Origin of the sequence: Haliea sp. E1-2-M8 (genome assembly GCF_030649675.1) — a bacterium.
Lineage (GTDB): Bacteria > Pseudomonadota > Gammaproteobacteria > Pseudomonadales > Halieaceae > Haliea.
The window spans coordinates 39,403-52,836 of the sequence record NZ_JAUTDR010000017.1 but is presented as its reverse complement, the minus strand read 5'-3'; the positions used below and the strand labels follow the sequence as shown (position 1 = coordinate 52,836).

The 13,434-nt window shown below is 63.5% G+C and carries 11 protein-coding genes; 5 read left to right on the top strand and 6 right to left on the bottom strand.

What is annotated here, in order from left to right; all coding sequences use genetic code 11:
- Positions 1-10: 10 nt before the first annotated feature.
- Positions 11-1,114 (bottom strand): efflux RND transporter periplasmic adaptor subunit, encoded by a 1,104-nt coding sequence (locus tag Q6D67_RS14655; RefSeq protein WP_304706410.1) that lies wholly within the window; start codon positions 1,112-1,114, stop codon positions 11-13.
- Positions 1,115-1,307: 193 nt separating this feature from the next.
- On the opposite strand from Q6D67_RS14655, the gene acnA reads away from it, so the two are divergent.
- Positions 1,308-4,052, top strand: coding sequence for an aconitate hydratase AcnA (acnA, locus tag Q6D67_RS14650; protein ID WP_304706409.1), 2,745 nt, complete (start codon positions 1,308-1,310; stop codon positions 4,050-4,052).
- Positions 4,053-4,068: 16 nt separating this feature from the next.
- On the opposite strand, the gene Q6D67_RS14645 is transcribed toward acnA, so the two are convergent.
- Complete coding sequence (locus tag Q6D67_RS14645) at positions 4,069-4,497, bottom strand: CBS domain-containing protein (protein ID WP_304706408.1); 429 nt, start codon at positions 4,495-4,497, stop codon at positions 4,069-4,071.
- Positions 4,498-4,672: 175 nt separating this feature from the next.
- On the opposite strand from Q6D67_RS14645, the gene Q6D67_RS14640 reads away from it, so the two are divergent.
- A complete protein-coding gene (locus tag Q6D67_RS14640) occupies positions 4,673-6,469 on the top strand; it encodes a DEAD/DEAH box helicase (protein WP_304706407.1) in 1,797 nt (598 codons plus the stop codon).
- Between the two features lie 15 nt (positions 6,470-6,484).
- Here the strand turns inward: Q6D67_RS14640 and Q6D67_RS14635 are convergent, their stop codons facing one another.
- Together Q6D67_RS14635 and Q6D67_RS14630 are read right to left on the bottom strand one after the other, a co-directional pair.
- Positions 6,485-7,282 carry a TSUP family transporter gene (locus Q6D67_RS14635; RefSeq protein WP_304706406.1) on the bottom strand — a complete coding sequence of 266 codons (798 nt, stop codon included), beginning with the start codon at positions 7,280-7,282 and terminating at the stop codon, positions 6,485-6,487.
- Complete coding sequence (locus tag Q6D67_RS14630; protein ID WP_304706405.1) at positions 7,282-8,142, bottom strand: DUF3445 domain-containing protein; 861 nt, start codon at positions 8,140-8,142, stop codon at positions 7,282-7,284. The genes Q6D67_RS14635 and Q6D67_RS14630 overlap by 1 nt, the downstream gene beginning before the upstream one ends.
- A gap of 186 nt (positions 8,143-8,328) precedes the next feature.
- Here Q6D67_RS14630 and Q6D67_RS14625 point away from each other — a divergent pair, with 186 nt between their 5' ends.
- A complete protein-coding gene (locus tag Q6D67_RS14625) occupies positions 8,329-9,276 on the top strand; it encodes a hypothetical protein (protein ID WP_304706404.1) in 948 nt (315 codons plus the stop codon).
- On the opposite strand, the gene Q6D67_RS14620 is transcribed toward Q6D67_RS14625, so the two are convergent.
- Positions 9,277-10,950 carry a S8 family serine peptidase gene (locus Q6D67_RS14620; protein ID WP_304706403.1) on the bottom strand — a complete coding sequence of 558 codons (1,674 nt, stop codon included), beginning with the start codon at positions 10,948-10,950 and terminating at the stop codon, positions 9,277-9,279.
- 265 nt (positions 10,951-11,215) lie between these two features.
- On the opposite strand from Q6D67_RS14620, the gene Q6D67_RS14615 reads away from it, so the two are divergent.
- Together Q6D67_RS14615 and Q6D67_RS14610 are read left to right on the top strand one after the other, a co-directional pair.
- Positions 11,216-11,719 (top strand): RNA polymerase sigma factor, encoded by a 504-nt coding sequence (locus Q6D67_RS14615; RefSeq protein WP_304706402.1) that lies wholly within the window; start codon positions 11,216-11,218, stop codon positions 11,717-11,719.
- Positions 11,720-11,733: 14 nt separating this feature from the next.
- Entirely contained in the window at positions 11,734-12,462 is a 729-nt protein-coding gene (locus Q6D67_RS14610; protein WP_304706401.1) for an anti-sigma factor, read from the top strand.
- Between the two features lie 128 nt (positions 12,463-12,590).
- Here the strand turns inward: Q6D67_RS14610 and Q6D67_RS14605 are convergent, their stop codons facing one another.
- Complete coding sequence (locus Q6D67_RS14605; protein ID WP_304706400.1) at positions 12,591-13,322, bottom strand: SIMPL domain-containing protein; 732 nt, start codon at positions 13,320-13,322, stop codon at positions 12,591-12,593.
- Positions 13,323-13,434 lie beyond the last annotated feature (112 nt).

Here is a 13,434-nt window from a genome sequence, read left to right as displayed (position 1 = left end):
CGGCCTGCGGTCAAGGTGCGGCGCCTGTCACCGCCAGCGCTTGCCCGGGCTGCAAGGCCTCATTGCCGCGCACAACAACCTGGCTGCCCGCTGCCAGGCCCGCACTGATCTCGATGCGGCCACCGAAGGCGAGGCCGGTCGTGACCACGTTCTCCACCGCGACACCAGCACCGTCGGCCTCTTTCTCCACCGACCAAACCACGACCCTGCCATCCGGGTAGCGCAGGATGGCATCGCGAGGAACCGTTACCCCGGACCGGCCCGTCGCCAGCTGCAGCTGGGCGGTGACCGACATGCCGGGCAGCAGGTCAGGCGCGACTCCGGCGTCCGGTCGCACCCGCAACAGAAATGTACGCGCGCCCGGCTCCGCCACCGGCACGACACTTTCGATGGTGCCGCCATGTTCCGCTGCGGGGCGCGCTCCCGGCACGAATTTGACCGCGGCGCCCGGACTCAGGCTCGCCAGGTGATTCTCGGGCACGGCGAAATCAAGCAGCAACCCGTCCATACCTACCAGCTCGAAAACCGGCTGCCCTGGATCCAGCCACTCGCCCAGATCTGTCAGCCGCTTGCTGATAACCCCGGCGAAGGGTGCCCGCAGACTGTGCCTGGCCAGCAGCGCTTCCTGCAGCGCTGCCTCCGCCTGCGCCTGCTCTCCGGTCGCCTCGGCTTCCGCCAGCGCCGCCTCCAGGTCGCGCACGGCAGTCTCCGCGATACCCCGCTGGGGCAGCAGGACGCGTGCTTCCTCCAGCCTGCGGCGGGCATCATCGCGCCGAATCCTGGCCTGCGCGGCCCGGGCCGAGGCCGCGTCCCGCTGCAGCCGGGCCAGCTCCGGGTCCAGCTCCAACAGCAAATCGCCGGCCTCTACCCGATCACCGGTGTCGACCTCCATTGCGGTCACCAGCCCGCCGATAGCCACAGACAGGCGGGCGTTGCGCTCGGCGGTGACGGACCCCTGCAGACTCAATTCCCGCAAGATCGGCACCTCCGCCGAGGTTGCGACAACGACCGGCACGGCAGTGTCGGCACGCGCCGGGGCCAGCGCCACCAGCAGTGCCACCAACGCCAGCCGACACATAGCCGATTTGGGAACCATCACGGGGGTTCGTCGCAAAGCACGCCTCCTTGGTATCTGCCTGCAGTGGGACGCGGGCGGCCCTGCTGCGGGTGGAAATACCTGGGTAAAAGGGTCATATACGGCCGCCGCCAGTGTTCGTATCAACAGCCTGCGGCCCGGCTGCTATAGTAGGATAACTGATCGGGACCTTTGCGTCCCGGCTCACTCTTTTTGCCCCAGAGGACCAGGTATGAGCACACGCTACCGCAAGCAGCAAAACCTCACTGTCAACGACACCGACTACACCATCTTCCCCTTTGCCTCGCTGGAAGCCGTCGGTGACACCGCCACCCTGCCCTACTCGCTGAAACTGCTGCTGGAAAACCTGCTGCGCCACGGGGATGAGGACTATGTCAGCGATGGCGACATTGAGGCCCTGGCCAACTGGGACCCCGCGGCAGCACCGAGCCAGGAAATTGCCTTCGTGCCGGCCCGGGTTCTGCTGCAGGACTTCACCGGCGTTCCGGCGATCGTCGACCTTGCCGTCATGCGCGATGCCATGGTCGAGCTGGGCGGCGAGCCCGGCAAGATCAATCCGCTGTCGCCAGTGGAGCTGGTGATCGACCACTCAGTCATGGTGGACTACTTCGGGACTGAGGATTCCCTCGCCCGCAACACCGAGGTGGAGATTGAACGCAATCTGGAGCGCTACCAGTTCCTGCGCTGGGGCCAGGAGGCCTTCGACAATTTCAAGGTAGTGCCGCCCGGCACCGGTATCGTGCACCAGGTCAACCTGGAATTCCTGGCCCGCGGCGTGTTTACCCTGGAACAGGACGGCAAACGCCTGGCCTACCCGGACACCCTGGTGGGCACCGACTCCCACACCACCATGATCAACGGTCTCGGCGTACTGGGCTGGGGCGTGGGGGGCATTGAGGCCGAGGCGGCGATGCTGGGGCAGCCGGTGACCATGCTGATTCCCGAGGTTGTGGGGTTTCGCCTCAGCGGCCAGCTGCCCGAGGGCGCCACCGCCACTGACCTGGTGCTCACGGTCACCGAACAGCTGCGCAGCTACGGCGTGGTGGGCAAATTCGTCGAATTCTTTGGCCCCGGACTCGCCCACCTGAGCCTTGCAGACCGCGCTACCATTGCCAACATGGCACCGGAGTACGGCGCCACCTGCGGCATCTTCCCGGTGGATGCGGAAACCATCAACTACCTGCGGCTCACCGGGCGCAGCGAAGAGCAGCTTGCCCTGGTTGAGGCCTACACAAAGACTATGGGCATGTGGCACGACGCGGACAGTGTGGAGGCGCGCTACAGCGCCACCCTGGAGCTGGACCTGGCGCAGGTAGTGCCCTGCATCGCGGGCCCCAAGCGGCCCCAGGACCGGGTACCGCTGACCGAGAGCAAGGCCGACTTCACCAAGGTGCTGGGCGAGTTCCAGGAACTCATTCTGGTGTCCGGTGAAGAGGGCGACTGGGAGGAAGAAGGCGGGACCGTGACCGAAGAGGAGACGACCGCGCTTACCGGTGTCACCATCAAGCGCGGCAGCAGCGAACCGTTCCAACTGCAACACGGCGCGGTGGTGATTGCCGCGATTACCAGCTGCACCAATACCTCCAACCCCGCGGTGCTGGTGGCCGCTGGCCTGGTGGCGCGCAAGGCCCGGGAGCGCGGGCTGAAAGCCAAGCCCTGGGTCAAGACCAGCCTCGCCCCCGGCTCCAAGGTGGTCACCGAGTATCTGGAAAAAACCGGCCTGATGGAGGACCTCGAGGCCCTGGGCTTTTACCTGGTGGGCTACGGCTGCACCACCTGCATCGGCAACTCCGGCCCCCTGCCGGAGGATATCGCCGCAGCCATCCACAAAGGCAATCTGCTGGTGACGTCGGTACTGTCCGGCAATCGCAATTTCGAGGGCAGGATCCACCAGGATGTACGCGCCAATTACCTGGCCTCACCGCCGCTGGTGGTAGCCTATGCCCTCGCGGGCAGCATGGGAATCGACTTCTACCGGGAACCGCTGGGAGAAGATGCAGATGGCAAGCCGGTAACCCTGGCCGACCTCTGGCCCAGCAACGCGGAGATCAGCGAGATCGTGGCCAGTGCGGTCAACGCGGACATGTTCCGCAGCAAATACGCCGATGTCTACAGCGGCAACGAGACCTGGAACGAGCTGCTGGTGGCAGACAGCGAGCGCTACCCCTGGCCGGAATCCACCTATGTGCGCAAACCGACCTTCTTCGAGGGTATGACGCCGCAGGCGCCCGCGGTCACCGGCATCGAGGGCGCGCGCTGCCTGGTCAAGGTCGGCGACAGCGTAACCACTGACCATATTTCCCCCGCCGGCGCGATCGCGGTTGACAGCCCGGCCGGCCAGTACCTGCAGGAGCAGGGTGTCGCCAGCGAGGATTTCAATTCCTACGGCTCACGCCGCGGCAACCACGAAGTCATGATGCGTGGCACCTTCGCCAATATCCGTCTGCGCAACCAGCTGGCGCCGGGTACCGAGGGTAGCTGGACCACCTATTTTCTAGACGAATCAACGACTTCCATCTTTGACGCCGCAGAGTGTTATCGCCGCAAGGGAGTGCCCCTGGTGGTACTCGCAGGCAAGGAATATGGCACCGGTTCGTCGCGGGACTGGGCCGCCAAGGGCCCTTCCCTGCTCGGCGTGCGTGCGGTGATAGCGGAGAGCTTCGAGCGCATCCATCGCTCCAACTTGGTGGGCATGGGCATCCTGCCGCTGCAATACAGCGAGGGCGACACCGCTGAATCCCTGGGCCTTGAGGGCGACGAGACCTTCGCCATTCCGGCCATAGAGCCCGGCCAGCAAAAGGTCACTGTGACCGTGTCCCGGTCGGATGCGGATGAGCAGAGCTTCGAGGCACGCATCCGCATAGATACCCCCAATGAGTTCAGCTACTACCGCCACGGTGGCATCCTGCACTATGTGCTGCGCCGCCTCGCAGGTACCGCTGACAGCGAGGGCTAGCGTGCCCGAACCGGGCCTACTTGCGCTGGTCCTGCAGCTTGCGCCGGGAATGCTCCATCAGGGCCCAGAGGATGTTGCGACAACTGACCTGCCCCACCAGCCGGCCGTCCGCAAGGACCGGGCGGCGGCGCTGACGGGTGTCCAGCATTGCCTGGGCCACCTCGACGATACTGTCGCCGGCGCTGCAGGAATTGACCGTGCGGGTCATGACCTCGCTGACCAGGGCGTGTTCGGGATCCCCGTCGTTGTAGATCGAAGCGAGTATGCCCCGCAGGCAGTCGATTTCCGACAACACCCCCTGCACCTCCCCGGACTCATCGGTGACGGTAAGGCCCGTGAGCCTGTGCTCGACGATCAAATTGACAGCCTGCACCAGGTTGGTTTGCGGGCGAATGGTCAGGGGCTGGCGGCGCATGCAGTCGTTGACGGTTGTCGGCTGGGGCATGGTTCGGTCTCCGGTTATTGGGGTTATCGCAGCAGTATAGCCCAAGGCCCTGCCAGGGGCAGTGGCCCATGAACCCCCAGGCCGGCATATTTACCCGGCCTCGCCGTTGTTCTGCCGGCGCGACCCTGTATACTGTCGCTCCATTTATTGCGCCACCCCTCAAGGTACTTTCCCCATGACCTCCGAGTCCCCCGACGCGACCACTTTCGCGGACCTGAACCTGCCCGACTTTCTTCTCCGCGCGCTGAGCGATGTTGGCTATGAAACGCCCTCCGCAATTCAGGCCCGCACCATTCCACCGTTGCTGGCAGGCTCCGACCTGGTAGGCCAGGCCCAGACCGGCACCGGCAAGACCGCGGCATTCGCCCTGCCGCTGCTGGCGCGCCTGAAGACCGCCAGCAAGCTGCCCCAGGTCATGGTGTTGACGCCGACCCGGGAGCTGGCCATCCAGGTGTCGGAGGCATTCCAGAAGTACGCCAGTCACCTGCCCGGCTTCCACGTCGTGCCGATCTACGGCGGTTCCGACTACCGCGGCCAGCTGCGGCAGCTGCAACGCGGGGTTCACGTTATTGTCGGTACTCCCGGCCGGGTCATGGATCACATGCGCCGCGGCTCGCTGGATCTGTCCCAGTTGCAGGCCCTGGTACTGGATGAAGCGGACGAAATGCTGCGTATGGGCTTCATCGACGACGTTGAATGGATTCTGGAGCAAACCCCCAAGCAGCGCCAAATCGCTCTATTCTCCGCCACCATGCCCCAGGCGATCCGGCGCATTGCCCAGCACCACCTGAAAGACCCGCAGGAAGTGCTCATCCAGGTCAAGTCCATGGCCAATGAATCCATCCACCAGCGGGTGTGGATGATTGCCGGGATGCAGAAGCTGGATGCCCTGACCCGGATCCTGGAGATGGAGGATTTCGACGCCATCATTGTGTTCGTGCGCACCCGCATTGCCACCACGGAGCTGGCGGAGAAGCTCGCGGCTCGCGGCTATTCGGCGGCGCCGCTGAACGGTGACATTCCCCAGCAGCAGCGGGAAAAAACCGTCGAGCGCCTGAAAAAAGGCCAGCTGGATATCCTGGTCGCGACCGACGTCGCCGCAAGAGGCCTGGATGTGGAGCGCATCAGCCACGTCATCAACTACGACATTCCCACCGATGTCGAAGCCTACGTGCACCGCATCGGCCGCACCGGCCGCGCCGGGCGCACCGGCCAGGCCATCCTGTTCGCCGCCAACCGCGAACGGCGCCTGCTCAAGGCCATTGAACGGGCTACCGGTAACACCATCGTGCCAATGCAGCTGCCCAGCGCACAGGACGTGAGCGATCGCCGCAGCGACCGTTTCAAGCAGCAGATTACCGCCACCCTGGACACCCGGGATCTCGACACCGCGCGCCAGCTGGTCGACGACTATCAGCGTGAGTTCGGCGTCCCGGTGGTGGACATCGCCGCGGCACTGGCGCTGCTGGCGCAGGGCGATGGCAAGGGGCAGGGTACGACCACCGCCGCCACCGAGCGCACGCCCAGGGAGGCCCCCCGCGACCGCGAGGACCGGCCGCGCCGCGAGCGTGAGCGTGAACGGCCCGCCCGGGCGCCAACACCGCAACGGGATGCAGCCCCCGGCAAAGGCATGGAACGGTTCCGTATCGAAGTGGGGCACAATCACGGGGTCAAGCCGGGCAATATCGTCGGCGCCATCGCCAACGAGGCCGACATCGACAGTGAACACATCGGCCGCATCGTGATCCACGACGACTACAGCACAGTGGACCTGCCGGAGGGAATGCCCCCTGAGATCTTCGACCACCTGCGTGGAGTCTGGGTGAGCGGACAGCGGCTCGGTATCGCCCGCCTGGACGGCTCGACCGCCGGCGCGGACAGCATGGCACGCCTGGGCAAGACCAGTGAGGGCAAGCCCTCGGGCCCAAAAAAACCCAACAAGCCGAAGCCCCGCTTCAAGCCCCGGACCTAGCTCAGGGGAGAAGTCTCAGGACAGGGTCTGCGCCAGCATGCGTGCCAGACCCGCCAGGCTCACCGCCAGCAGACCCACTCCCAGCACCCGGAAAAACACGCCAGTGTCCGCCCGCAGGGTGTAGTCGTGAAAGCGCAAGCCAAGCACGTGCCCCACTGCGGCACAGGGCAATAGCCAAAGGTGGTGCTGCCACTGCAGGTCTATTCCGGTCCAGGCAAACGCAGTCAGCTTGATCGCAACCAGCACAAACCACAGCACAAACAGGGTATCGCGCAGTTCGTGTCGGGCCACCCGACTGGCGGCCACCGGCACCACCAGGGGCGCTGCAATCAGCGAGGTCCCGCTGACGTAGCCGCCAAGGATCATGAACAACGCATCCAGCTTGCGGCTGTTACTTTTGAAGGGACGCTGCAGGATATAGCTGACGGCGTACACTGCCACCACTACAAAAATGAAACTGCTGACCACCGTCGCCGGCAAGGTGATAACCCCCGCCACCCCTATCAGCTTGGGAATCAGCATCAGCAGGAACGCGTAGCGCAGGAAAGTCCAATTGACTGTCGTCTGCACCGCGCCGGCAGCAGCGGTTCCCGCCCGTCGGACTCGGAGATGGGCCTGCGCTATGGTAAGGAACGAGAACAGCAGCAGGTGCACCGATATGATCGGCAGGTACACCAGCGGCGCGTTGTGCACCATGAGCAGGAAAGGCAGGGTGAGGACGGCGCCGCCAAAGCCCAGGCCCGAACGCACGAAGCCTCCCCAGACAAACAACAGGGCGATGACCAGATACTGCCAAAGCGCGAGATCCGCCATCAGCCAGGGCTACGCCAGACTGCGAGCGCATCCTCCATAGCCGCGAATCCCTTGTATGCATAGAGCGCCGGAGAACAGGCATCAATTGCCGCCAGCAGCCGGGGAATCGCTCCCGGCACCGACGCCAGTACCTGCAATGGATGCAGGTAGACCCGGATAGTAAAAACAATGGCGCCGCTCCTGGGCAGCCGCCGCAGGGACTGCCGTTCACTGCGGTAGTAGAGCTCGCCCACGCCCCGCCCCTCCTCGCCGGGGCGCGCGCAGAGCACATTGCCCAACTGGAGGCTCCAGTTGTGCCGCACGACGGGGCGCTCTACCCGGAGATGCGCAAAGAACCGCTCAATCTTCGGCTCCAGGGTAGCGTCGAAGCCGGGAATCACCGCATGGATTGCGCTCATACTACGGTCAAACTTGTCTTCCAGCCGCCAGTGGCTGGGGCTGCAGAGACTGGCTGCGGTGAGGACGTACTCCGTGCCCCGCTGCTCCATAAGCACCAGATCGTCAGCTATCCACAGGGAGCTGTTCCACAGCGGCTCCCCCCCTTTCAGGGGCACCGTGAATTCGCCGCCGGCACAGCGTAAGGATGAGCCGTGCAAGGAATAAAGTGCAGGATAGTCGCGCTGCAGATGGGCCGCCAACAACTCTGCGGTTTCCTCCTGCGCGGGCCCTGATTCCGGCAGTGCGCACCAGACCCGGTCACCCAGCCGCTGCCGCTGCTGCAATTTGTGCTGGTGGAACAATGCAGTATCTTCATCGGGCTCTATCCACGCGTTTGTGGGCATGGGGGAGAGACCCATATGCAGCAGTTCGGGAGACTGCATATGCGGCAGGTAGCGCAGTGGGGATTGCAGGTCGGTCACGGGATCTCACAGCTCACAGGGGGCCATTATTCTGCGCTGATTCAGCCTGTCGGGCAAATACCATAGCGTTGCACCCGCGCCGGAAAGCACTCCACAAACCGACATAATTCCCTATAAATCCTTGTGACGCCCGCCACCATTGGTTAGGCTCCTGTTTCCGTCCCGACTGCCTTCAGGAAGCCAGGCATGCAATGGCCCTGCTCCACCCTATACAGGTTCACTGCCCTGCTGTTTGGCTTTGCTCCCATGTTCTGCCTCGCGGATGACGCGCAATCGAAACCGCCGGCAACCACCTACTCAGCGGAAGTCGGCATTGGCGGAGAATACGACACCAACGTCACCGTCGATGAACTCGACACCAGCGTGCGCCAGGGTGATTACGCGCTGACCCTGGATGGGAAAGTGGGCCTGCGCAAACACTTTACCCCTGATACAGACCTGCGGCTCAGCTACGACTTCAGCCAGGACATGTTTCAGGAATTTTCACAGCTGAACCGGCAATCCCACATCCTTGGCGCCAACCTGGGCATGAAAATGCAGCCGGTGGACACGGGGCTGTCGCTGTTCTATGTGAACTCCCTGCTGGACGACGCGGGGTTCCTGGAGCTGTACCGGGTTTCACCCTCGCTATCCGGCTTCGTCAACCGCAAAGTGTTCAGCCGGGTAGCGTATGTCTTCGCCGACAAGCGCATCGAGGATCGATCGGAGCGGGATGCCCAGACCCACACCGGTGAGCTGGACCTGTACTATTTTGCCCGCGGCCTGCGCAGCTATTTCAATTTCGGTTACCGGTTCAAAACCGAGGATGCAAACCTGGAGCGTCTGAACTACAAGGCCCATGCCGCCAAGCTGCGTTACATACGCCGCATTGATCTCGGATCAAAGGTGCTGAAGGTGGAGTTGGCCTATCGCTATGAGGAGCGGGATTACAGTGGCATTACGCCCGGCATCGGCAGCGGTGAGGGAGATGAACGGGCGGATGAGCGACACCGCTGGCTCGCCGACCTCGAGTATCCACTTACGGAAAACAGTGCCCTGCAGGTCTACGCCGGTTACAGCGACTACAAGTCCAACTTCGCGGTCAGCGATTACGAACAGGGCATCGTCGGCACCCGCTTCCTGTACCGCTGGTAGTCAGCCGGCGAAACGCAGTACCCCGTAACCATAGGTGTCATCCCTGCCGGGAGAACCCTCATCCTGCACACTGCGAATAAGCGCAGCGCGGATATCTTCCAGCGGCGTCAGCAGGCGCAGGCGCGCGGCCGCTGTGGCCACGAAAGGCACCGCGAAAGAGGTCCCCGATGAGGTCGCATAACCCCCGCCTGAGCGCGCGTGCAGCAGGCCGACGCCGGGGGCTGCCAGATCAACATAATCCCCACGGTTGGCCAGGCGGAAGATGCGGCCGCTGGCGTCGACTGCGGTGACTGCGATAACAGAGGGATAGGCTGCGGGGTACATCGGCTTTGCCATCGGGCCACCGTTGCCCGCTGCCGCGAAAATAAGCACCCCGCGCAGGGCGGCGCGGTCAAGCGCCTTCTCCAACAGCCGATTGGGTGGCCCGGCCAGGGAAATATTGACGACATCGACGCCAGAGGACATGAGCCAATCAAGCGCCCGGACCAGGCTGACCGTGCTGGCAATTTCCCCGCGACTGGGATCCTGTTCGAACACAGCGGCGGCGTACAGCTCCGCCTGCGGTGCCAGCCCCAGATAGCTCTGGTCGCGGCCGATGAAAATCGAGGCGATCGCAGTGCCGTGAGAAGACGGCATACTGGCCCCTTCGCTGGTAAAGGCCTCGCTGTGGATATTGGCGTCGCTCAGCGCCGGGTGCGCGGTGTCCACCAGGCTGTCGATCATGCCCAGACGCAGGGGCATGTCTTCTATATCGGCGGGAAAGCGCAAAACAGAGCGCGGAGTGCTGCCCTCCACCGAGTGCTGCACCGGCGCGCCAGCGGTGTAGACGTGGTTGAGATCGACTTCGGCACGCCCGGTGCCGACTACGTCGATCACCCCCTCGCGAATATCGTAAATCTCGAAACTGGATGGGGCTTCCACTTCCGCCAGCAGCAGCCCCATGCCCGAGAGCTCAGTTACGCGGTCGAACAGGTAACCCTCGACTGCCAGCTCCTCGAATACCTCCGGCTCTGCCATGACCAGCCACTGCCGGGTGTTGATGCGAGCCTCGTCGATTTCCAGCTGGCTCTCCAGCTCGTCGACAACGCTGTCAATCTCGGTCTCGAGCCGCTCTTCGATTCCATCGGCGACGCTAAACGCAACCGAATCCTCTACCGATGCCGCTACATTCTCCTCGACAGACTCTTCCACTGAGGCCGCCACATTCTCTTCGACCGACTCTTCCACCGAGGTTGCCACGTCCTCCTCGACAGACTTCTCCACTGCGGCCGCTACATTCTCCTCGACCGACTCTTCCACCGAGGTTGCCACGTCCTCCTCGACAGACTCCTCCACTGAGGCCGCTACATTCTCCTCGACCGACTCTTCGACCGAAGCCACTACCTCTTCCTCAACGGACTCCTCGACAGACTCCTCCACCGCACCGGCAACCGACTCTTCCACAGAATCTTCTACCGAGTCTTCAACAGACTCCTCAACCGTCTCTTCGACCACTCCCGCAACGGACTCTTCAACCGAGGACTCCACCGACTCGTCGATAGTGTCCTGGATCGACTCTTCTATCGATTCTTCGATGGTTTCCCCGACCGCGTCGTCCACGCCGTCCTCGACGTCCTCTGCGATATCCTCCTCGATGTCGTCTTCGAGACGGTCCTCAAGCTCGGATTCGTCCATACAGCAGGGAACCTGGGCGGAGGCGTTTTGCATCGGTAGCGGCGCCGCCCAGAGCAGGACGACGGCCAGTGCGCCTGCGAGCAGCAACCGAGTGTGTGCTACCTGTCCTCGAGCAGCCTGCATTGCGAATCCGGTACACTGTGGCACGATCTTCACCCCTCGCGTCGGTGACGCACATACAATTGAGACGAATCACAACGCGAATAATTCCAGTAAATGGAATAGAATCACGCGGTTATCCGTCATCTCCAGTAACAGGACCATTATGCCATCGCTGAGCACTTCACAGCGAGAAATTCTACTGGCAGAACTCGGCAGCTTGCGCCGGTTCTGCAGGTCACTGAGTGGATCGGCCGCCGATGCGGACGATCTGCTGCAGATGACAGTGGAGCGTATTCTGGAGAAAGGTATGCCTGCTGATGCAGACGCTGTCAAGTGGGCCTACAGGGTCTGCAAGAACGCCTGGATTGACGAGCTCCGGTCCCGCGATGTCCGGCAGCGGTATCCCCAGCTGATGGCCTGGGATAACGACGAAGCGCCCTCGGCCGAGGAGAGTGCCGGACACGAACGAGCCCTGGAGACGCTGAGCGCAGCTCTTGCGAAGCTGCCGCCGGAGCAGCGCCTGGCTCTGACGCTGGTGGCTGTGGAGGGCAAGAGTTACGCTGAGGCAGCGGCGATTCTGGAGGTGCCGGTGGGTACGATCATGAGCCGTATCGCCCGTGCCAGGGCGCAATTACTGAAATACCGGGAAGGCCCGGGGTGGGATTAGACGTGGACAACACTATGCAAGACAGAGATTTCGAGCTTTTATCCGCGTACGTCGATGGCGAGCTTGAGCCCGCAGCCGCTGCGGCGCTGACATCACGACTGGCGCAGGAGCCTGCCCTGAGCGCCCGCCTGGCGGAGTTGCAGACCCTGCACAGCGAACTCCAGGACGCGGCCACCAGTGACGACGGTACCCCGGTACCCGCCCGCATCCGGGAACTGTTGCAGCCCCGGCCCGGCCGCATTCGCTCCCTTCCCCACCGGCTCGCACGGTTCCAGGGCAACCTGCGCCAGGGACTGGCTATTGCCGCCTCCCTGACGGCCGTTGCCGGGCTGCTGCTGGCGTCACAGTGGCAGAACGGGCTTGAAGGGGCAGCCGATGACGTACTGCTGGCCGCCGCTCTGGAGACCCTGCCATCCCGCGCCGCTGGTTGGGACACGCTGGACGACGGACGCCGGCTGCGCGCCGTTCTCAGCTTCCCGAACAAGGAGGGGAGCTGGTGTCGTGAGTACATCCTCGCGGACGAAGATTCCGCCATCCGCGGCGTTGCCTGCCGCGACAGCAGCAACTGGACAACCCGTATTGCGGTACCCCAGGCGCTGCTTCCGGGTGGCGACGAGGAAGCCTACCGACCTGCCAGCGCCAGTGACAGCGGCGATTTCGCCAGGTTCATTGACCAACATGTAGCGGGAGATGTGGCAGGGGCGGAAAGCGAAGCAGGGCTTATCGCCGGAAGCTGGCAATAAACCCTGTGGTTAAGGGGTGGAGGGCTAGCGGTCCCCACCCTGTCTGAAGACATTGACTCCATTGCCAACATCAAGACGAACAGGGCCACGCACTTATCCCCGACAATCAGGATTTTTGGCCCGGGCAGCTACTGCTCCAGCGCCAGGGTCAGATTGACCGTCACGCTATAGGTGTTCTCACCCCCGGCTATGGGGACAGCGCCTGCATCCGCCGACATCATCATTTCGGTCCGTGCCATCGGCATGGGCCTTGGCTGGTAGGACTGCTCCGAGATTTCCAGGATATGCCCGGTCTTCACCCCCGCCGCCGCGGTCAGCGTAGCAGCCCGCTGTAACGCATTTTTTACCGCTGCCACGCGCGCCTGCTCCAGCGCCGGCGCGGGATCGTCGTTCAGGAACTCGATACTGCCGCCCTGATTCACACCCAGGGACACCGATCTGTCCAGAATCGCGCCGACCTGGTCCAGGTCGCGAACCCGCACCGTCAGACTGTTGCTCACCGTATACCCGACAATCGCGGGCGGCTCCTGCTGGCCCGAAGCTTCAGGCCGGTGATGACGATAGCGGGGCTGAATAGAGAACTGAGCTGTTTGCAGGTCGCGCTCGGCTATACCGGACTTGTGCATGGCGGCCAGCACCTCCTGCATGGCCGCAGAGTTGGCGTCCAGCGCCTCGCGAGCGCTTGCGCCCTCGCGGGTGACCATCAGCTGCAACATTGCCATGTCGGGCACCAGCGTCGCCTGCCCTTCACCGGTCACACGGATCTGCGGCTGCGGGTCAGCGTCCCCGGCCTGAACGCCAGCGGCACCCATCAACAGCAGGGCACACAGGCCCAGGGTCTTCGGTATGGTTGTCTTCATTGCAGGTACTCCTTGGTGAGTTTACGGGCCAGTGCCCGTTGTGATGTGAGTGGCCGTTGTGAGGTTGGTAGATAGTACCGCCAGAGCGATAGCTGAGGCGATAGCCGGCAAC